Annotated in this window: 24 protein-coding genes; 6 read left to right on the top strand and 18 right to left on the bottom strand. The window is 54.6% G+C overall.

The genetic code is table 11. The features are described 5' to 3' along the window. Window positions 1-3: 3 nt before the first annotated feature. From flhB to hxlA, 14 genes are all read right to left on the bottom strand, one after another. A complete protein-coding gene (flhB, locus tag ACQE3E_RS02185; RefSeq protein WP_281022104.1) occupies window positions 4-1131 on the bottom strand; it encodes a flagellar biosynthesis protein FlhB in 1128 nt (375 codons plus the stop codon). Further along, window positions 1131-1907: a flagellar biosynthetic protein FliR gene (gene fliR / locus ACQE3E_RS02180; RefSeq protein ID WP_064025078.1), complete on the bottom strand. Its 777-nt coding sequence runs from the start codon at window positions 1905-1907 to the stop codon at window positions 1131-1133. The genes flhB and fliR overlap by 1 nt, the downstream gene beginning before the upstream one ends. After that, window positions 1904-2173 carry a flagellar biosynthesis protein FliQ gene (gene fliQ / locus ACQE3E_RS02175; RefSeq protein WP_064025080.1) on the bottom strand — a complete coding sequence of 90 codons (270 nt, stop codon included), beginning with the start codon at window positions 2171-2173 and terminating at the stop codon, window positions 1904-1906. Before fliQ ends, fliR begins: the two co-directional genes overlap by 4 nt. Before the next feature lie 13 nt (window positions 2174-2186). Next, on the bottom strand, window positions 2187-2891 hold the full coding sequence (fliP, locus tag ACQE3E_RS02170) for a flagellar type III secretion system pore protein FliP (RefSeq protein ID WP_254786662.1): 705 nt from the start codon (window positions 2889-2891) through the stop codon (window positions 2187-2189). A 44-nt stretch (window positions 2892-2935) separates the two neighbouring features. Further along, the gene (gene fliO, locus ACQE3E_RS02165) at window positions 2936-3352 is read right to left on the bottom strand and encodes a flagellar biosynthetic protein FliO (protein ID WP_313729215.1); all 417 of its coding nucleotides are present in this window, start codon (window positions 3350-3352) and stop codon (window positions 2936-2938) included. 20 nt (window positions 3353-3372) lie between these two features. After that, window positions 3373-3822 carry a flagellar motor switch protein FliN gene (gene fliN / locus ACQE3E_RS02160; protein ID WP_064025086.1) on the bottom strand — a complete coding sequence of 150 codons (450 nt, stop codon included), beginning with the start codon at window positions 3820-3822 and terminating at the stop codon, window positions 3373-3375. 19 nt (window positions 3823-3841) lie between these two features. Further along, the gene (gene fliM, locus ACQE3E_RS02155; RefSeq protein ID WP_071154988.1) at window positions 3842-4825 is read right to left on the bottom strand and encodes a flagellar motor switch protein FliM; all 984 of its coding nucleotides are present in this window, start codon (window positions 4823-4825) and stop codon (window positions 3842-3844) included. Next, complete coding sequence (locus ACQE3E_RS02150; protein ID WP_427501188.1) at window positions 4826-5401, bottom strand: flagellar basal body-associated FliL family protein; 576 nt, start codon at window positions 5399-5401, stop codon at window positions 4826-4828. It abuts the gene before it with no gap. 213 nt (window positions 5402-5614) lie between these two features. Beyond that, complete coding sequence (gene fbaA, locus ACQE3E_RS02145; RefSeq protein ID WP_064025093.1) at window positions 5615-6691, bottom strand: class II fructose-bisphosphate aldolase; 1077 nt, start codon at window positions 6689-6691, stop codon at window positions 5615-5617. A gap of 107 nt (window positions 6692-6798) precedes the next feature. Then, window positions 6799-7788, bottom strand: a complete 990-nt coding sequence (locus tag ACQE3E_RS02140; protein WP_064025095.1) for a transaldolase — start codon at window positions 7786-7788, stop codon at window positions 6799-6801. A 254-nt stretch (window positions 7789-8042) separates the two neighbouring features. Beyond that, window positions 8043-8729 carry a hypothetical protein gene (locus tag ACQE3E_RS02135; protein ID WP_313729216.1) on the bottom strand — a complete coding sequence of 229 codons (687 nt, stop codon included), beginning with the start codon at window positions 8727-8729 and terminating at the stop codon, window positions 8043-8045. Between the two features lie 74 nt (window positions 8730-8803). Continuing rightward, window positions 8804-10831: a transketolase gene (gene tkt / locus ACQE3E_RS02130; protein WP_313729465.1), complete on the bottom strand. Its 2028-nt coding sequence runs from the start codon at window positions 10829-10831 to the stop codon at window positions 8804-8806. A gap of 182 nt (window positions 10832-11013) precedes the next feature. Next, window positions 11014-11547, bottom strand: coding sequence for a 6-phospho-3-hexuloisomerase (gene hxlB, locus ACQE3E_RS02125; RefSeq protein WP_071156145.1), 534 nt, complete (start codon window positions 11545-11547; stop codon window positions 11014-11016). A gap of 3 nt (window positions 11548-11550) precedes the next feature. Beyond that, entirely contained in the window at window positions 11551-12198 is a 648-nt protein-coding gene (gene hxlA, locus ACQE3E_RS02120) for a 3-hexulose-6-phosphate synthase (RefSeq protein ID WP_064029921.1), read from the bottom strand. Between the two features lie 286 nt (window positions 12199-12484). Between hxlA and thpR the strand changes: the two genes are divergently transcribed. Further along, window positions 12485-12994: an RNA 2',3'-cyclic phosphodiesterase gene (thpR, locus tag ACQE3E_RS02115; protein ID WP_313729217.1), complete on the top strand. Its 510-nt coding sequence runs from the start codon at window positions 12485-12487 to the stop codon at window positions 12992-12994. A gap of 31 nt (window positions 12995-13025) precedes the next feature. Further along, on the top strand, window positions 13026-13373 hold the full coding sequence (locus tag ACQE3E_RS02110; RefSeq protein WP_313729218.1) for a phenylpyruvate tautomerase MIF-related protein: 348 nt from the start codon (window positions 13026-13028) through the stop codon (window positions 13371-13373). Between the two features lie 41 nt (window positions 13374-13414). On the opposite strand, the gene ACQE3E_RS02105 is transcribed toward ACQE3E_RS02110, so the two are convergent. From ACQE3E_RS02105 to ACQE3E_RS02090, 4 genes are all read right to left on the bottom strand, one after another. Then, window positions 13415-13771: a ComEA family DNA-binding protein gene (locus tag ACQE3E_RS02105; RefSeq protein WP_071156151.1), complete on the bottom strand. Its 357-nt coding sequence runs from the start codon at window positions 13769-13771 to the stop codon at window positions 13415-13417. Window positions 13772-13901: 130 nt separating this feature from the next. Further along, the gene (gene cmoB, locus ACQE3E_RS02100; protein ID WP_409521104.1) at window positions 13902-14870 is read right to left on the bottom strand and encodes a tRNA 5-methoxyuridine(34)/uridine 5-oxyacetic acid(34) synthase CmoB; all 969 of its coding nucleotides are present in this window, start codon (window positions 14868-14870) and stop codon (window positions 13902-13904) included. Continuing rightward, window positions 14870-15601 (bottom strand): carboxy-S-adenosyl-L-methionine synthase CmoA, encoded by a 732-nt coding sequence (cmoA, locus tag ACQE3E_RS02095; protein WP_064029928.1) that lies wholly within the window; start codon window positions 15599-15601, stop codon window positions 14870-14872. Before cmoA ends, cmoB begins: the two co-directional genes overlap by 1 nt. A 54-nt stretch (window positions 15602-15655) precedes the next feature. After that, entirely contained in the window at window positions 15656-16303 is a 648-nt protein-coding gene (locus ACQE3E_RS02090; RefSeq protein ID WP_064029930.1) for an MlaC/ttg2D family ABC transporter substrate-binding protein, read from the bottom strand. Between the two features lie 144 nt (window positions 16304-16447). Between ACQE3E_RS02090 and hemB the strand changes: the two genes are divergently transcribed. The 4 genes from hemB to ACQE3E_RS02070 are packed head-to-tail and all read left to right on the top strand — an operon-like array spanning window position 16448 to window position 20204. Next, on the top strand, window positions 16448-17464 hold the full coding sequence (hemB, locus tag ACQE3E_RS02085; protein ID WP_313729220.1) for a porphobilinogen synthase: 1017 nt from the start codon (window positions 16448-16450) through the stop codon (window positions 17462-17464). Then, window positions 17446-18018 (top strand): hypothetical protein, encoded by a 573-nt coding sequence (locus tag ACQE3E_RS02080; protein ID WP_313729221.1) that lies wholly within the window; start codon window positions 17446-17448, stop codon window positions 18016-18018. The genes hemB and ACQE3E_RS02080 overlap by 19 nt, the downstream gene beginning before the upstream one ends. After that, window positions 18015-18863, top strand: a complete 849-nt coding sequence (aroE, locus tag ACQE3E_RS02075; RefSeq protein ID WP_071156155.1) for a shikimate dehydrogenase — start codon at window positions 18015-18017, stop codon at window positions 18861-18863. Before ACQE3E_RS02080 ends, aroE begins: the two co-directional genes overlap by 4 nt. 60 nt (window positions 18864-18923) lie before the next feature. Further along, window positions 18924-20204: an HDOD domain-containing protein gene (locus ACQE3E_RS02070; protein ID WP_071156157.1), complete on the top strand. Its 1281-nt coding sequence runs from the start codon at window positions 18924-18926 to the stop codon at window positions 20202-20204. The last annotated feature ends 1 nt before the right edge of the window (window position 20205 follow it).

The following is a 20205-nucleotide window of genomic DNA, read 5'->3' as shown; positions in this document are numbered from 1 at the left end:
AAGTTATTGCTTGAAATCGTCTGGGACATATACGTCGGTCGGCGGCGTCGGCCGTCCCCAGCCTTGTTGAGTGGAGGCCCGCAATTGAAACACGTAGGCCAGCACTTGCGCGACCGCCAAAAACAGGCCGCGCGGCACCTCTTGGTTCAGTTCGGTAGAGTAGTACAAGGCGCGCGCGAGCGCGGGGGCTGCCACCAGCGGCACTTTGGCCGCCAGCGCCAATTCGCGGATTTGGCTGGCAATCAAGTCCGTCCCTTTTGCGACCAAAATCGGCGCGCCGGCCCCGCTGGGATCGTATTTCAGCGCCACCGCGAAATGCGTCGGATTGGTGACGATGACATCGGCGCTAGGCACTGCGTCCATCATGCGCCGCCGCGCCGCTTCCATTTGCATGCGCCGGATCTTGCCCTTAACCTCTGGACTGCCCTCCTGATCCTTGGCTTCCTCGCGCACTTCCTGCTTAGTCATTTTCAAATGGCGCTGGTTGTTCCAGAGCTGGTAAGGCACGTCCAGCATCACCACCAAGGCTAGCGTCGAGCTCATGATCAACAGGCCGACCACGATAATATCGCCGACCCGGTAGATGGCTTGATCGACCGGTATCCGGCTAATACCCATGAAGTCGTCGAAATGCAATTTGAATAAATTCCACGCCACGATCGCCACCAGCAGCGTTTTAATGACGGCTTTGATCAATTCGACAACGCCCTGAATACCGACCAAACGTTTCATGCCGGCGAGCGGATTCAACTTGGAAAACTTGGGGTGATAGGCTTCGCTGGCGAAATTCCAGCCGCCGAGGAGTAGCGATGCCAAAAAATCGGCGACCAGAAGAATCAGCATAAACGGAGCCACGACCGTGAAGCCGTCGACCAAGGCCAGCTTAAGGTGGGCGACCGGTGTCGCCGGATCGAACACCTGATCGCGGCTAAGTCGGAATTGTTGCTTCATCATCGCCAACAGGCCCTCCGCCATATGTCGGCCGATGTAAACGAACAGCGCCGATGCCACGATTAACGTGACAAAGGTGTTAAGCTCCTTGGACCGCGGTAGCTGGCCTTTTTTACGCGACTCGGAGAGCCGCTTGCCAGTAGGGTCTTCGGTTTTGTCTTGGCCGGAATCTTCAGCCATCAGCCCAGCCTCAAGATTTGCCCAACCAGAGCAAAGCCGTCCCGCAAACTTTCGCCAAAGCCTTCCAGCAACACCGGCAAACCGATCCAGACCAGGATCATGCCCAACAATATCGTGATTGGAAAACCCACGCCGAATACTTGCAATTGCGGAGCCGCCTTGGAGGCAACGCCGAAGCTGATATTGACGAACAGCAACGCGGCCATCACCGGCAGCGCCAACAACAAGCCCTCGGCAAAGATTTGACCGCTCCACATCACGATCAACCACAGATCTTCCTTGCGTAAGCCCTCGGTCGAAACCGGCAGGGCATGGAAGCTACGCGCCAGCATCTCGATCAACAATAAATGCCCGTCCACCGCCAAAAAACTGAAGCTGCCGGCAATGACAAACAGCTGCGCGATAACCGGTACTTGCACACCGGTGGCAGGGTCAACCATCGACGCAAAGCCCAAGCCCATGCTGTAGGCGATGGTTTGCCCGGCAAACAACATCACCGAGAAGACCATTTGCAGAATGAAACCGGTCGTCATACCTAATGCCACCTGTTGCACCGCGACGACCAAGCCATCGTACCCGAACAGTTCGACATCGGGCATCGCCGGCAACGCCGGTAATAAAGTGAAGGTAATCAATAAGCTGGCCAGCACACGAATTCTGGCCGGCAAGGCGCGAACGCTGAATACCGGTATCGTCACGAACATCGAACTGATCCGAAAAAACGGCCAAATAAAGGTCGTCAAATAAGCCAGCAATTCGTCTTCGCGAACATTCATCCTATCAGCGTTGGAATGTCTCGCATCAAATCCTGAAAGTAATCGATCAGGGTCTGCAACATGCCGGGGCCGGCGATCATCAACACAACAATGATGGAGGCCAATTTAGGGATAAAAGTCAGGGTTTGCTCCTGTATCGACGTCGCGGCCTGAAACATCGAAATCAACAAGCCGACGCACAACGACGTCAGCAGCACCGGCCCCATCAATTTTAAAGAAACCCAGACGGTTTCCTGGGCAATGATTGAAATAGTCTCGTTAGTCATTGCCGCCCCCGCATTAAACGTAAAAACTGGCAGCCAGCATTTCCAACACCATCGTCCAACCGTCCGCCAACACGAACAACATGATCTTGAACGGCAAAGCCACGATCATCGGCGACAGCATCATCATCCCCATCGACATTAGCACGCTGGCAACCACCAAATCGATCACCAGAAACGGTAGAAAGATCAGGAAACCGATTTGAAATGCGGTCTTCAACTCGCTGGTCAGGTAAGCCGGCACCAGCAACGAAAACGGCACATCCTCGGGCTTATCGATCTGTTGCCGGCCGGAAATCCGCACGAAGGTGTCCAAATCGGCCTCGCGCGTCTGCTTGAGCATGAACTGCCTGAACGGTTCGGAGGCTTTTTGCAACGCGGTCAGCGTATCGATTTTTTCTTCCAGGTAGGGCTGTACCGCGGTTTCGTTAACCTTTTCGAACACCGGCATCATGATGAATATCGTCAGAAACAATGACAGCCCCAGCAACACTTGATTGCTCGGCGCCTGGGCGGCGCCGATGGCTTGCCTTAACAGACCGAGCACGATCATGATCCGGGTAAATGCCGTCATCGACAGCAACAATGCCGGCAACACGGTCAGCATCGTCATCAGCGCCAGGATTTGGATCGTCACCGAATAGGTTTCTCCGCCCTTGGGATTGGTCGTCACCGTCACCGCGTCGATACCCGCCGCGTCCGCGGCGACCGGCCCCAGCATCAGCAAGGCAGCGCCAACCAGCCCGACCCACAGCCGCCACCGCATCAGCCCACCCTACCTTGTAGCACTTCCAGCAATTTCTTCGCGAAGGGCGAGGTATCTGCCGTATCGGCGCCCCCCAGAAACAAGCGCTGATCGCCTTCCAGTTCCAATAATTTGTCGATGCGGCCGTTACTGACGCCCAACAATAGTTGTTTTTCGCCGACCCTGACCAACACCAACTTTTCGCGCACACCTAGCGGCAAGCCGGCGACTACAGCCAACGGCCCCTTCGCGGATATTCCGAAACCGCCGGTCTTGCGCAACAGCCAAGCCGCCAAAAAAAATACCGCCAATACAATCAATAATGCCAACAACCACTGCCCGACATCGGCCGGGGAAACCACGCGCCCGCCGGCTCGGGCCAGCGATGCGGCGTCGTCGGCGCCGGCCGCTCCCGCCGATAGCGTCAACCCGATCATGCAAGCAATCCGCACGGCACTCAGCCTAGCTTTCTAACTCGTTCGGACGGACTGATAATATCGGTCAGACGTATACCGAACTTATCGTTAACCACTACTACTTCGCCGTGAGCGACCAAGGTTCCGTTGACCAAAACGTCCATCGGCTCGCCGGCGAAACGGTCCAGTTCGACCACGGACCCCTGGTTAAGCTGTAACAAATTGCGGATGTTGATCTTGGTCCGGCCAATCTCCAACGAAACCGTAACCGGCACATCCAGAATCACATCCAGTTTAACTTCATCCCCGCGCGCGCCGTCCTTCGGGCCGGCTTTTCCGTCTAATTCCGGGAACTCCGCAGCCGTATACCCTCCGGCCCCCGAGGCAGCTTGCTCCTTGAGCGCATCGCCCCAGTCGGCTTCGGCCTCTGCTTCCGATTGCTCGTTCAGCGCGGCCGCCCAGTCGTCGCCCAATTCGTCGTTTTCGCTCATGACCACAACCTACAATCGTTTAAATGTTGTCCAAATTCATTTTTTCGGTAATTTCGATCGCGTAATTGCCATCGGACAAACCCAACTTTCCGCGAAAAACCGGCACCCTCTCCACTTCCAGGACCACGGTTTCGGGCATATCGATCGGTATCACGTCGCCCTTCTTTAATTCGATCACATCGCTGATCAACATTTCCTTTTCGATCAGATTGCTGTTCAAGGTCACTTCGCTACGCATCACCTCGATACGCAAAGACTCTTGCCAACGACCGTCCACTTCGCCGCGATCACTGGTCACCGCATCCAACAATTCGCGGATAGGCTCTATCATCGAATACGGCATCGCGATATTAATATCCCCTCCGCCGCCTTCCAGTTCAACGTGTATCGTCGAAATCACAACGATTTCCGAAGGACTGACGATGTTGGCGAACTGCGGGTTGACCTCTGAATTGATGTATTCGAAATCGATGTCCATCACCGGTCTCCAGGCCTCAGCCAGATCCTTGAAGATCATATCGATGATCAGACGAATAATCCGCATTTCTGTCGGGGTAAACTCGCGGCCTTCAACCTTGTTGTAAAACTGCCCGCCCCCCCCAAAGAAGTTGTCCACCGCGGTAAATACCAACCTCGGCTCCATGACAATCAAGGCTCGGCCCCGCAATGGCGACATGCGGATAACATTCAGATTGGTCGGTACGAACAAGCCCTGGATAAACTCCGAAAACTTTTGTACTTGAATGCCCGATACCGAAATTTCCGCAGCCCGCCGCAAGAAATTAAACAATGCAATCCTAAAATGCCGCGCGAAACGCTCATTAACCATTTCCAGGGTCGGCATCCGCCCCCGAACGATGCGTTCCTGACTGTTAAAGTCGTAAGGTCTGGCCGCACCTCGACTTAAGTCGTCGTCATCGGGCCCGGTTTCAACGTCGCCATCGTCGACGCCGTGCAACAGCGCATCTATTTCGTCTTGCGATAACAGATCGGCAGTAGACATTTATTGCATTACAAATTCAGTGAAATAGACATCTTTGACCGTATTCTTACCGGCCATTTTTTCCAATACCTTGCCGATTTCCGCCAGCATCATCGCCCGCAACTCCTGCTTACCCTCGGTGGTTTTGGCCTTATCGGCGCCAATCGTGCTGATCGCCATCAACAAATTGTTGCGTATCATCGGCTCGTGCTTTTTCATCGCTTCGATACTAGCCTCGCCCTTGGTCAAAATCGTCAAGGAAATCTTGATGACCTTAGCGCTAGCCCCCGCCGGGAAATTGACCAACAGGGGGCTGGGTAATTCATAATAAACCTCCGGAACCGCTTCGGCGTGTTCCTCGTCGTGTTTTTCCTCTTCGTGCTTTACTTCGTTATCCGGTTTACCGTGCTCGGATTCTGCTTTTTTCGCCATGTAAAAATAGCCACCTGCAGCGCCAGCCACCATCGCCAACAACACTACCACGATGATTAAAATCAACTTTAAAGGCGACTTTTTTCCTTCCGATTTACCTTGCTCTTCTGCCATATTCCACCTGTTGAATTGAATAAGCACCGGTCGTGCCAAGAACTGCTTCAAGTCCTAACGTAGCTCGCCGGACCGCTGTCGAGGCACCGGATAATATAAGAAACACCGGGGTCGCGAAAAGATAGTATAGCCTGCGGATGTCGTCAGCCGAGCCTAAAGAATGGCCGTAAATAGATTTTGCGGGGATTTGCCGTCAATTAGTTGACGGAGGTGAAGCGACGAGACTGCAAAGGTCGCGAGTACCTTTGCAGCCGGACGAACGGATTACAACGAGTCGACCGCGTTCAATTCGCGGAATGCTTGCAACAAACGGGTCACCATGCCTTCTTGGCCTGCACGTTGCCACACACGCGGATCGTAGTATTTTTTGTTCGGTTTGTCAGCGCCTTCCGGATTACCGATTTGGCCTTGCAAATAGCCTTCGTTTTTCTTGTAATAATTCATCACCCCTTCCCAAGACGCCCATTGGGTATCGGTGTCGATGTTCATTTTGACGACGCCGTAGCTGATGGATTCTTTAATTTCTTCCGGAGAAGAACCCGATCCGCCGTGGAAAACGAAGGTCAGTGCGTTGTTCGGCAAACCGAATTTTTCGGACACATATTTTTGCGAGTTGTCCAAAATTTTCGGGGTCAGTTTAACGTTACCTGGCGAGTAGACGCCGTGCACGTTCCCGAATGATGCAGCAATCGTGAAACGGTGGCTGATTTTGCTCAAATGCTCGTAAGCATAAGCCACGTCTTCCGGTTGGGTATACAGCGCGGAGTGGTCCATTCCGGAATTGTCAACCCCGTCTTCCTCGCCGCCGGTGCAGCCCAGTTCGATCTCCAGCGTCATGCCCATTTTAGACATCCGCTCCAAGTATTTGCCGCAGATCTCGATGTTTTCCGCCAAACTCTCTTCTGAAAGATCCAGCATATGCGAGCTAAACAACGGTTTACCGGTTGCCGCAAAATGTTTCTCGCCCTCGTCCAGCATGCCGTCAACCCAAGGCAGCAGTTTTTTCGCCGCGTGGTCGGTGTGCAGGATGACGGGTACGCCGTACAACTCGGCCATCGCGTGAACGTGGCGCGCACCGGAAATAGCGCCGGCGATGGAGCAACCTTGGCCTTCCAACTTCAGGCCTTTACCGGCAACAAACGCGGCACCGCCATTAGAAAATTGCACAATAACCGGAGACTTGGCTTTCGCGGCGGCTTCCAGCACAGAGTTGATCGTATCCGTACTAATAACATTGACCGCTGGCAACGCAAATTTGTTTTCCTTGCAAATCGCGAAGACTTTTTGCACATCTTCTCCGGTTACGACACCGGGTTTTACTACATCAAAAATTTTTGCCATTTAACTTACCTATATTAATGAACAAAGGCCGCTTACTCGATTCGGCGGCCTTTCGTATCGGAAAAAGATCGCGCGCAAATTACGACGCGCAAATCCGATGTCTGGAATTAAGCTTCCAGCACGGCCAAACGATCGGCCAGCAGTTTCTCCAAAGCTTCCAGAGCCTTGGCAAAACCGTCAATACCTTCCTTCAGTTTATCGTTCGCCATGCGGTTTTCTTCATGCATACGTTCGAAAGTCGCTTTGTCCACGCTAATCTTTTCGATATTCGCGCTCGCCGCTTTAGCTGCGTCCAGTTTACGTGGTAATTCGCCTTCAACTGATTGCAATTCGGCCAACAGAGAAGGGGCAATCGTCAACAAATCGCAGCCCGCCAATTCGGTGATTTCGCCAATGTTACGGAAGCTGGCGCCCATAACTTCGGTCTTATAACCAAATTTTTTGTAGTAGTTATAGATTTCGGTGACCGACAATACACCAGGGTCTTCGGACGGTGCGTACGAGTCACGGCCGGTATCTTTTTTGTACCAATCCAGAATACGGCCAACGAATGGCGAGATCAGTTGGATACCATTTTCGGCGCACGCAATTGCTTGGTGGATGCCGAACAACAGTGTCAGATTAGTATGAATGTTTTCTTTTTCCAGTACGGCGGCAGCTTGAATACCTTCCCAAGTCGCGGCGATCTTGATCAGAATGCGTTTTTCGGTGTCGATGCCGGCGGCTTTGTACTGAGCGATGATGTCACGGCCTTTGGCAATCGTTCCTTCAACATCGTAGGACAAGCGAGCGTCCACTTCGGTTGAAACGCGGCCCTCGATGATTTCCAGAATTTTCAAACCGAACGAAACCGCCAAGCGATCGAAGGCCAGTGAAGCTACTTCAGCAGCAGACGCACCGGCACCCAAGGTTACGCGAGCACCCTTCAGCGTATCGTCAACGATACCTTGGTATTGCGGCATCTGCGCGGCGGCGGTAATCAACGACGGGTTGGTAGTCGCGTCGCGCGGTTTGAAAGTTTCGATCGCTTGAATGTCGCCGGTATCCGCGACCACGACGGTCATTTCGCGCAATTGTTCCAATAAATTTTTTGCCATGAAAATATCCTCAGATTGAAATGAAACTCGTCTTTCGCTATCGGAAAGCCCCAAGCTCGGAAAAGCGGGCGCATCGAACTCGCGAAAGGATGGTTGATTAATAAGACCGGTAAAGACCAAATCGCCACTCCACAAGGTTCAACGCAAATAGCTTGCGTCCATCCTTGAGAAGTGGCGACTCGGAGAAAGCCGACGATCGATTTCGCGGGCGCGAAAACTAACTCGCCAACATCTATCGGCTATCGCAGATTATATTAGCCGCGGTCGCGCAGATATTTTTCCACGCCGGTAGCTTTGGCTGCCGCCGCTTCCCGGTCTTTCACGATTTGCTTAGCCATGTATCTGGCCACACCGGTAGTTTGGTTGGAACCTTGTTTTTCCAAGTATTTAGCAACCCCGGTTTTATTCATACCCAGGCGATCGATGTATTTTTCAACACCGGTGGCCTCACCGGAGGTAGCCGAACTATCGGATGAAGAACCGGCTCCGGACGAAGAGGACCCTGACTTCCTGCTGTACAAGAAAAAACCAACCGCAGCCAACCCAACCAAGCCCAACAAGGCGTTGTTAGACGATTCCTTGGCTGGTTCGGCACTGGCCGATTCGACCACAGCATCCGAACTCGCACTGCTAACACTTGTCGCGGCTCCGCCTATCGAAGGAGCCGTTTTGTCATGCTTGTAAGCCGAATCGGAATACAACACTTTCGGCTGGAAATTGGTAGCGGGATAATTAGGATCCGCCTCCACAGTTTCCACCACTTTAGCAGCCGGCGCGGCAACATTGCTAGCCGAGCTACTGTTGGCGTAGTCCGGGTTGCTGTATAGCACCTTAGGCTGATAGTCGGCGGCGGGATAATCCTGAGCCACGACCATGGAGCTGCTCAGCAGCAGGGCTGCCATCACACCTTTCGTCAATTCACTTGTTTTCACGTCTTTCACCTATGCTGTTAGAAACACAGGGTTTAAATCATTGACGAACCAACAATTTAAACCCCTGCTACTGTTTATAAAAATTAAAGTACGGCTTCCACATTAGCGACGACATTATCCACGGTAAAGCCGAACTCTTTGAAGAGTTGGCCGGCCGGGGCCGATTCGCCGAAGCGGTCCAGGCCAACCACTCGGCCTTGGCTGCCCGCGTATTTCCACCAGCTATCGGTCACGCCGGCTTCGACTACCACTCGCGCGGTCACGCTCGGCGGCAGTACGCTGTCTTTGTACGCCTGATCTTGCGCTTCGAACACGTTGGTCGACGGCATGGACACCACGCGGATGTTTTTGCCTTTGGCGCTCAACGCTTCGGCCGCTTTCGCCGCCAGTTCGACTTCGGAGCCGGTGGCGATGATGATGGCGTCCGGATTGCCTTCGCCGCTCAGGATGTAGCCGCCTTTGGCGATCGCGTCGATCTGGGCTTGGCTGCGCGGCATGTGCGGCAGGTTTTGCCGGGAGAAGATCAGGGTGCTCGGGCCGTCGGTGCGTTCGATCGCGGCTTTCCAGCTGACCGCCGATTCCACCGCGTCGCACGGCCGCCAGACTTGCATGTTGGGGATCATGCGCAACGTGGCGGTTTGTTCGATCGGTTGGTGGGTCGGGCCGTCTTCGCCCAGACCGATGGAGTCGTGGGTGTAGACGAAGATGGTCGGCGCTTTCATCAGCGCGGCCATCCGCAACGCGTTACGGGCGTATTCCGAGAACATCAGGAAGGTGGCGCCGTAGGGTTTGAAGCCGCCGTGCAGGGCGATGCCGTTCATGATGGCGCTCATGCCGAATTCGCGCACGCCGTAGTAGGCGTAGTTGCCGTCGTGGCCCGCAGCGTTGATGTCTTTGCAGCCTTTCCACAGGGTCAGGTTGGAACCGGCCAGGTCGGCGGAGCCGCCCAAGAGTTCGGGCAACAGTGGGCCGAAGCCGTTCAGGGTGTTTTGCGAGGCTTTGCGGCTGGCGATGGTTTCGGCTTTGGCGTTGACGTCGGCGATGAAGGCGTTGGCTTTTTCGCTCCAGTCGCCGGGCAGTTGGCCTTTGACGACGCGGCGTTCGAATTCGGCGGCCAGGGCCGGATGCGCGGCTTGGTAGGCGGCGAATTGGGCGTTCCAGGCGGCTTCGCGTTCGGCGCCCTTGGCTTTGGCGTCCCATCCGGCGTAGATGTCGGCGGGGATTTCGAATGGGGCGTGCGGCCAACCGAGTTTTTCGCGGGTGGCGGCGACTTCGGCTTCACCGAGGGCGGCTCCGTGGCATTCTTCCTTGCCTTGTTTGTTCGGCGAGCCGAAACCGATGATGGTTTGGCAGCAGAGGATGGAGGGCTTATCGGTGACGCTTTTGGCGGCCTCGATGGCTTTCTTCACGGCTTCCGGGTCGTGGCCGTCGACTTTGGGGATGACGTGCCAGCCGTAGGCTTCGAAGCGTTTCGGGGTGTCGTCCAGGAACCAGCCGTGGACGTCGCCGTGGCCGCGCACTTCGCCGTCGATGGAGATGTTGTTGTCGTCGTAGATGGCGATCAGTTTACCCAGGCCCATGGAGCCGGCCAGCGAGCAGGCTTCGTGGGAAATGCCTTCCATCAAGCAGCCGTCGCCCAGGAACACGTAGGTGTGGTGGTCGACGATGTCGTGACCCGGACGGTTGAATTGACCGGCCAGCGCGCGTTCGGCGATGGCGAAACCGACGGCATTGGTGATGCCTTGGCCGAGCGGGCCGGTGGTGGTTTCGACGCCGTCGGTGTAGCCGTATTCCGGGTGACCCGGGGTTTTGGAGTGCAGTTGCCGGAACTGTTTCAACTGGTCGATCGGCAGGTTATAGCCGCTCAGGTGCAACAGCGAGTAAATCAGCATGGAGCCGTGACCGTTGGACAGGACAAAGCGGTCGCGATTCGGCCATTTGGGGTTGGTGGGGTTGTGGCTCAGAAAATCGTTCCACAATACTTCAGCGATGTCGGCCATGCCCATCGGCGCACCAGGGTGGCCGGAGTTGGCTTTTTGGACGGCGTCCATGCTGAGTGCGCGTATGGCGTTCGCTAAGTCTCGGCGCGAAGGCATGTTGGTCTCCTTTATTTTGTTATTTTAGGTACGATGCCCGTAAACTAGAACATCGCTCTGGCTGGGGCTTGGTAATTGCAAGGAAAACCAACACGACGCTACTGTTTAACAGACTGCCGGAATTGGCATCACCTTGATACCTTGTAAATGTCCAAAGCCGCGACCGACAAGTGACGCCCGCGGCTTTGACGCCGTCCTTATTCCAAGTTGGCGTGTCTCGATCTCATTTCTTCTTCCGGGATACCCTTCTCATGAATGACATGGGAAATCGTAGCCTCGAGGAAAAGCAGAGTAGACAATTCAAATACGGTACCCATAGGCATGCCTCTGACTTTACCGTATTGTTCGGCACGACCGATTTGCAACGTAACGTCGGCCAAATCGCCGATAGTCGAATCGTCTTTGGCCGAAATCAGCGCGATTTTCGCACCCACTTCTTTAGCTTTCTTGGTGAAGGCCACCAGCTGCTCAGTTTCTCCGGAGCCGGAAATAATGATCAACAAGTCGCCGGCTTTAATACTAGGCGTGACGATTTCACCGACAACGCTGACATCATAGCCACCATGCATCAGCCGCATCGCGAAAAAATTACCGACCAATTTAGAGCGACCAGCACCAGAAATGAACACGCGCTTGGCCTGGTCCAACATGTCGACCAAAGTTTTGTCGTGCGAATCGGGTGTCGCTTCCAGAATGCTGGAAATTTTGCTTAAGACTAACTCTTGATGCATGACTTACACCGCCGCCACGTCGACCAATTCACGGATTTCACGAGCCGCTTCGGCAGGTGATGGAGCGCCGTAGATAGCCGCGCCGACAACTATAATATTGGCTCCAGCTTTAACGGTTTGATCGATAGTGGCTGGTTTGATACCGCCAGCAACGGAAACGCGAACGTTCAAGCCCAGGTTGGCGACTTCGGCCAAGTCGGTGAAAGGCGTTTGACCGGCCGCTTGTGCGTCCAGACCGGTGTGTACACCCATGATTTGGGCGCCCAGCTTCGCGGATTCGCGAGCGCACTCGCCTTTGTTAGGCACGTTAATCAAGTCGACTTGCACTTCGGCAGCATATTTTTTAGCCGCCTTGATCACGCCACCAATAGTAGCCAGACCGGAAACACCCAATACGGTGCAGATGTCCGCGCCGGCAGCGTAGAAAGCACCAGCTTCGTATTCGCCGGCATCCATGGTTTTCAGGTCAACCAACAACAATTTATCGGGGTAACGTTGTCTCAGTTCTTTGACCAAATTGACACCGTTGTATTTGATGCAAGGGGTGCCAATTTCGAAAATGTCGACGTAAGGGGCTACTTGGTCAGCCAGCGCGACGGTTTGGTTGAAATCCAGTGAGTCCAACGCCATTTGAATTAATGGTCTTGCCATGTGATGTGCTCCGAAAAGTTTTATTTTATTGATAGCTGATTCTCGCAAATTGCCACAACCCGCTAGGCTAGTCACGTACGTGTGATGCATCTGTAACTGTAAGATAGAAATAGCACGGCTGTCAATGCTTGACTGCCGCCAAATACAAAGCTTCAGGGCACTCGGACCAAGATTTTATCAGCCGAAAAACCCAACATCGCAAACCGCGAAATTTCCCGATGGGAAATCGCCTTTTCAGGACGATAGTTGACTCTAAAACACCAACCCGCTCACCCTAGCACTGTCTATGAAACGCTTATTTTTCGCGCTCTGGCCACCACTTGACGCCCTAGCCAAACTCCAGCAGCTAATTCAACACCTTGATCGCCCAATAACTCCTCTGGCTATCTCCAACTTGCACGTTACGTTGGTGTTTTTAGGCACCGTAAATCACAAACAAGAACGGGAACTGCGCAGACGAGCCAACACCATCAAATTTCACGGCGCCGAACTGACGTTCGACCGACTCGATTTTTGGCAAAAACCCAGCATACTTTGCCTGACCTCCACCGACGGATTAACAGCCGCGAGCGAACTTTCCGAACAATTGACCAGAATCAGCAAGGGGCTGGACATACCAATCGACAACCGCCCCTTCACTCCACACATCACGCTATGTCGTAAAATCAAACGCCCACTCGATACCGAATTCGAACCGATAACTTGGCGCGCCACCGGCTTTTGCCTGGCCGAGTCGGTATCAAACTCCGGACGCCGCCAATATCGGGTTCTCGAGGAGTGGCCATCATTGTCATAAGCAGCCGATACAAACCTGAGGAGAACCGACCATGCCCATGCTGAAACTGCGCACTAACATCCCTATTACCGCCGAACAATCTCCTAACCTGCTGAAAGCCTTCTCGCGCTTGCTAGCCCAGGAGACCGGAAAACCGGAACGCTATGTCATGATCGACATTTCCGGAAATCACTTCATGCTGTTTACCGGCAGCGATTCTCCTTTAGCTTATTTGGAGTGCAAAAGCATAGGGCTCAGCGCCAGCCAAGCCACAAAGCTTTCAGCGTCCCTCTGCCAAATATTGTCCGAGGAACTCGGCATCGCTGGCGACCGAATTTACATTGAGTTCAGTAATTGTCCGGCTGAGTTTTGGGGCTGGAACAGCTCGACGTTCGGCTGACAGCGCAAAATCCGGCGCGCAAGCGCGCCGGTTCAGTCGCGTTATTTAGGCTTAACTTCGGATTTACCCTTGTCCGGCTTCTCGGCGCTTGCTGCCTTACCGGCTTTTTCCGTTTTTTCCGTTTTAGTATCAGATGGAACTGGCACACCATCGCCAAACAGAATATTTTTCTCGTTCGCCATAGCGGTTTTTTCGCCAATGCCTTTGACCGCCTCTAAATCCTTCAAACTTTTAAAATCACCATGCTCCTTGCGATACTGCACGATGGCCTCGGCTTTTTTCGGGCCGACTCCGGTTAAGGCAGTGGAAATTGCTTCCGCGTCTGCCTGATTGATATTGATGGGTTCAGCATTCACCCAAAACGAACAAAGCAATAGAACCAGAAATAGCTTTTTCATAATTCGACCTCGTAATTTAGTTAGAGATTAGGCTTAATCGGCTCATTCCATTAAGAATGACTTGAAAAGCTAGTCGATTGTAGAAGCTAAACCTATTTTTTCAATACGAAATTCCGAAAATAACTAACCCCTATGCCGTGGCGACAAACACAGCTCTGACAGGAGCCGGCAGGCCTTCGATAGTCTTATCCGAGTCGTTAGGATCCAAAAAGTCCGTCAGCGACTGAAAGCGCATCCAATCTGTCGAACGCTGCTCTTCCACACGCGTTTTTTCAACGCTCGTTAATCGCACGTCTCGAAAACCGCAACGACGCAACCAAACCAACATTGCTTCACAACTCGGCAAAAACCAAACATTGCGCATGCTGGCATAACGTCGTTCCGGCAACAGTACGCGGTCCGGCCCGCCGTCGATCACCAACGTTTCCAACACCAACTCGCCACCCGACCTCAGGCAACCTTTCAATTCCAGCAAATGATCGATCGGCGAACGCCGGTGATATAAAACCCCCATCGAAAATACCGTATCGAAAATTCCCAAGTCCGCCGGCACATCCTCTATACCCAGCGGCAAAACGAAGACTGGCGCATCGCCGCCGTGCAGACGACGAACCGCCTGAAATTGCATCACGCTCAACAGAGTCGGATCGATACCGATCACCATTCTGGCGCCGGCGCCCCACATCCGCCAGGCGTAGTAACCGTTTCCGCAACCGACATCCAGCACCAATCGGTTGCGCAACGGCGCAATGGCATCTTTAACACGACACCACTTCCAATCGGAGCGCCATTCGGTGTCGATCTCGATACCGAAAAGACGATACGGCCCCTTCCGCCAAGGATGCAAGGCCATCAACCGCTCGCGTAACTCGGAGCGTGCCGTTTCGGAAATGTCCGAGTCGCCGCCGATTTGTACTTGATCGAGCAAGTCGCAAACGCTCGGTGTCAGAGGCGGCAATGCATCGACCACGCTCCGCCAGCGTCGCAAATCGCCATGCCCGGTTTCATCGAATGCCGTAGCTAACTGCCTCGGCAATAATGCCGCCCAGCGCTGACCTCCCGCCTCGACAAGCAAGTTGAATAAAGGCCGGTAATCGATCATTTCAACGCGATCATTGACGCGAAATTGAAGTACTGGAACCAAACCTCGACACTGGAAAACCCCGCTGCTTCCAGGCGCGCGCGATGCTCGGAGAAAGTCTCCGGTATCAAGACGTTCTCCAACGCAGTTCGCTTTTGACTGATCTCCAGTTCGCTATACCCTTGCGCTTTCTTGAACAGATGATGCATTTCGGTTTGCAGATCCTGCTGACGTTTGTCATCGAACGCCAGCTTCTCGGACAAGATCAACACGCCGCCAGGCAGTAGGCCGTCGTAAAGCCCAGCGATAAAGCGACCACGGTCTTCGAGAGGTATGAATTGCAGCGTGAAATTCAGCACAACCACCGATGCATCGCGAATTTCAATATCGCGAATATCGGCGCAACGCCATTCGATGTCGACCTCCGCCGGGGCCAGCTCAATATCGCGCCGACATTGCTCGATCATCGCCTCCGAACAGTCGACCGCGACGATTTTGCAGTTTCGGACAGCAATGTTGGCGCGCATGGCCAATGCCGCCGCACCTAACGAACATCCCAAGTCGTAACATCGACTGTTTTCGCGGGCGTAACGGCCGGCCAACAAACCAATTGCGGAAATCATCGTGCCGTAGCCCGGCACCGAGCGTCGAATCATGTCCGGAAAGACCTTGACGACGTTCTCGTCGAAGCTAAATGCCGCGATTTCGCCTAGCGGACTGGCGTATAAAGAATCTTTCGAAGCTGGCATGAGGAGCGACCGCGCTGGTTTGAACAAGCGCGGCCAAGCAAGACTGGCGAATGCTTAAGAATTGTTGGGGACGTTGTTGTTGCTGAGCGCCTCGGTATTGCGCTTGGCCAACTGATTGATCACTTCCTGCAACGATCCGGAACGTTCGACCTCGTTTTTAAAGCTGGTCCGATAGTTGGTGACCAAGCTAACACCCTCGATCAGGATGTCGTAGACTTTCCAAGCCCCTTTCTCGTTCAGCATACGGTAGTTGACCGCAATCGGTTGCAAGCCAGGTTGCAAGATTTCGGTTTTGATCAATACCTTTTTATCGTCGCCTTCGCTGCTAACCGGCAGAAAACGCACCGACCAGTCCTTGAACTCGACAAACGCTCTGGAATAGGTGCGAATCAACAGGGTTTGGAACTCCTTCTTAAAACCGTCCTTCTCGGCCGGCGTAGCGTCTTTCCACATTTTGCCGAGCACCAACGTCGAAATTAGGTCGAAATCGACATGCGGGTAGATCACGTCGTGTACGAACACCGTGATTTTTTTGAAATCCTGCGTAAACCCAGGCTCCTGCATGCGTTGCTTCAGCTTGTTCGAGGCGTCCTCGATAATCTTCTGCGGCTCGCCTTCCGCCGCCGCGCCGGAAGCCCAGCCCAACGCCGTCGCCGCCCAAATCGCCATCAATAAAAACTGCAAATAACGTTTGATATACATATAAACCATCTCTTAATAAGGATACAGGGCGCTAATTTCAGCCTTCCCAAACCATACACTGCTACAATTAAGGTCCGAAGCGGAAAACCCAGCCTCAGGCTCGACCAACCCGCGGAGGATCGGCAAACACCTCACTATTTTACTATGGAAAAGATGTCTACCCCTAACGACTTTTTCCCAACCACCCGGATGCGCCGCATGCGCTCCCAGAATTTTTCCCGCCGATTAATGCGGGAAAACCGCCTGACTACCGACGACTTGATCTGCCCATTATTTGTCGTCGAAGGCCAATCCGTCCAACAAGCCGTGGCGTCGATGCCCGGCGTCAGCCGCCTGTCCATCGACCGGCTGTTGCGGGAAGCCGAATCCTTAGTCAAGTTGGGTATCCCCGCCGTCGCGCTCTTTCCGGTCGTCGACCCCGGTCAAAAATCGCTGAACGCAGAAGAAGCCTACAATCCCGACGGCCTGGCGCAACGTTGTACGCGAGCGCTGAAATCTGAATTTCCGGAGCTCGGCGTAATTACCGACGTCGCGCTCGACCCGTTCACCACGCACGGCCAGGACGGCCTGATTGACGCTGACGGATACGTCGTCAACGACGCCACCGTCGACGTGCTGCGCAAACAAGCCCTATCCCATGCCGAGGCCGGTGCCGACATCGTCGCGCCGTCCGACATGATGGACGGCAGAATCGGTGCGATCCGCAACGTCCTGGAGTCCCAGGGCCACCCAAACACCCGCATTCTGGCCTATTCGGCCAAATATGCCTCCAGTTTCTACGGCCCGTTCCGCGACGCGGTCGGCTCGGCCGGCAATCTGGGCGGCGGCAACAAATACAGCTACCAAATGGACCCCGCCAATTCCGACGAAGCGATCCGCGAAATCGCGCTCGATTTACAAGAAGGCGCCGACATGATCATGGTTAAACCGGGCATGCCCTATCTGGACATCATTCGCCGCGCCAAGGATCGTTTCGGCGTTCCGACGTTCGCTTACCAAGTCAGCGGCGAATACGCGATGCTGAAAGCCGCCGCCCAAAACGGCTGGCTAGACGAACGTCAGGTCGTGCTGGAATCCTTACTCGCCTTCAAACGGGCCGGCTGCGACGCAATTTTGACCTACTTCGCCAAACCGGCGGCACAATGGCTGCAACAAACCTAGATCGACAAGCCATGGCGACCGCGCGCGACATCCGCAATGCCGAACAGCGTCGGCAATCACGACTGGAGGAAGGTGTATTTATTCTGCTCCTGCTGCTGTCCATGCTGGGTATCGCCGTCACCCGCTTTTCGCCGGAAGACGGTTACGCTTTCTGGTTGTTCATGGTCACCGTATTCGCCGGCATTTCGATCGCCATCGGCCGGATGAAAGCCAAAAACCACACGTTCGACTTCGCCGCTGCGTTCAAGGAACAATTGCTGCATTGGGCCAGTGCGGTATTGGTCGCCGGCGGCGCGTTTCTGCTGCAGAAATCGGGCCGTATCGACGAAAACGCCGCGACGCTGGTGGTGTTGCTGATTCTGTCGTTGGCCACGATGCTGGACGGCATCCGTATCGGCTGGCAACTGGGTTTGATCGGCCTGTTTCTCGGCGCATGCGCAATTATTATCGCCTACGTTGAACAGTTCATGTTGCCCGTCAGCGTGCTCGCCGGCCTGCTCGTCATCGTCACCCTGTATTGGGAATTCAAATCCCGCAAACAAGCCGACCAATGACAGCCATCGACCAATACGCCGTATTCGGCCACCCGATTAACCACAGCAAATCGCCGCGCATCCACGGCCTATTCGCCGAACAAACCGGTCAACGTCTGCAATACCGGGCGGCGGACGTACCGGCCGAGCAATTTCGTTCCGCGGTCGAGACCTTCTTTGCCGACGGCGGCAAAGGTCTCAATTGCACGGTGCCGCTCAAGGAACTCGCCTGGCAATTCGCGGACCGCCTCGGCGACCGCGCCCTGCTCGCCAAAGCCGTCAACACCCTGGCGCGCCAGGCCGACGGCCGCATCCTCGGCGACAATACCGACGGCGTCGGTCTGCTCAACGACTTGACCATCAACCATCGCATTCCGTTGCGTGCCAGCCGGATCTTAGTGCTCGGGGCCGGCGGCGCGACACGCGGTATCGTCGCGCCGCTGCTGGAACAGGCACCGGCGCAGCTCGTCATCGCCAATCGGACACTCGAAAAAGCCGAGGCCATTGCCGATGAGTTTGCCGATCTTGGAGAGTTGCACGCCTGCGGCTACGCCGATTTGAACAGCCGCTTCGACGTCATTTTGAATGCAACCTCCGCCAGTTTGGGCGGCGACCTGCCGCCGCTGGCCGACGATATTCTCGCCGACGGCGGCTGCTGCTACGATTTGGCTTATGCCAACCAGCCTACCGCATTCGTAAACTGGGGCCTTCGGCACGGCGCCTCGCTCTGCCTCGACGGCTTGGGCATGCTGGTGGAGCAGGCCGCCGAAGCCTTCTATCTTTGGCGGGGCGTCAGACCGGACACCCGTCCGGTCATCGATTTGCTGAACCGCGAGCGAACGCTGCCTCCGCTTCGAAACGATTGACCTCCGTCCACCCCAACGACAATCACTCTTCCACGATCCATCATTGCTTAACGGACCAACATGAAGGCCATCAAATCATTATTCGGCAAAGTCTCCGGCAAATCCCCAGCCCCGCTGGGAACACAGCCCATCACGACCGAAACCTTGCGGCAACTCTTCCCAATCAGAAACCTGAGCGAAGAAATCCTGCAAACCTTCGCGGCCGAGAACCACGTCGAAACCTACTCAGCCGGTCGAACCCTGTTTTCGGTCAACGAGCCTTCGACCTGCGCGATTTTCTTGCTTGACGGAACCGTGATTTTGGCCGATCAGCACGGTAAAGGTTACGAAATCAGCGCCGGCAGCGCGCAAGCCAAGTTTCCGATCTGTAGCGGCGCCAAACAAACCGCGACGGCCACCGCCAAAACCGACATTAGTATTCTGCGGGTGTCGTTAAAAATCATGCTCACCTCCGGCCGCTTCGACCACGGCAAACTGGACGTACCGGAAGACTTGCAAGGTAACCGCCTGTTATCGCTGTTCGCCGACCATTTCCAGCACCACCACCACGAACTGGAAATTCCGTCGCTGCCGGAAGTGGCGATCAAGTTGCGCCAAGCCATCCAAAAAGACGTCAATATCGATGACGCGGTCAAGATCATTCAACTCGACCCGGCTATCTCGGCCAAACTGATCGAAGTGGCCAACTGCCCGTTGTACTTGACCACTGTCCCCGCCAAAAACTGTAAGGATGCGGTGATCCGCATCGGCCTGAACGCCACGCGCAGCTTGGTCACGGCACTGAGTATCAAGCAGATTTTCAAATCCAAATCGCCGCTGCTGAAGACTTACCTCGAAGATTTGTGGAAACAAAGCCTGTATTTGTCCAGCCTTTGTCACGTGCTGGCCAGCCATAGCCAGCAACAAAATCCGGAAGATGCGCTGTTGGCCGGGTTAACCTGCGACATTGGCGTGATTCCGTTTCTCAGCTTCGTGGCGGACTTGCCGCTCGAGTACCACAATGAGACCGAAATCGAACAAGCGATCCCCGTCGTCAGAGCGCCCGTCGGCGCGGTCGTGCTCAAGGAATGGGATTTTGCCGATGAGTTCATTCAGGCGGCCAAACATTCCAGCGATTGGTTTCACGCTAGCGGTGACACGTTAACACTGACCGACATTGTCGTGCTCTCTCGACTACATGCCTTGATCGGCAAAAAGGCCAACGCCGATCTGCCCGCAATCAGCGCGATCCCGGCGGCGGCCAAACTGAAAACCTTTTCGCTATCGCCGGAAAACACGCTGGCGATCCTGCACGACGCCAAAGCCAAGATTCAGGAAGCTTTGAACACCTTCATCACTTGAT

This window comes from Methylomonas sp. MED-D (assembly GCF_050276835.1).
Lineage (GTDB): Bacteria > Pseudomonadota > Gammaproteobacteria > Methylococcales > Methylomonadaceae > Methylomonas > Methylomonas koyamae_A.
Note: the sequence above shows the minus strand (reverse complement) of the source record. Positions and strands in the feature narration are given on the sequence as shown.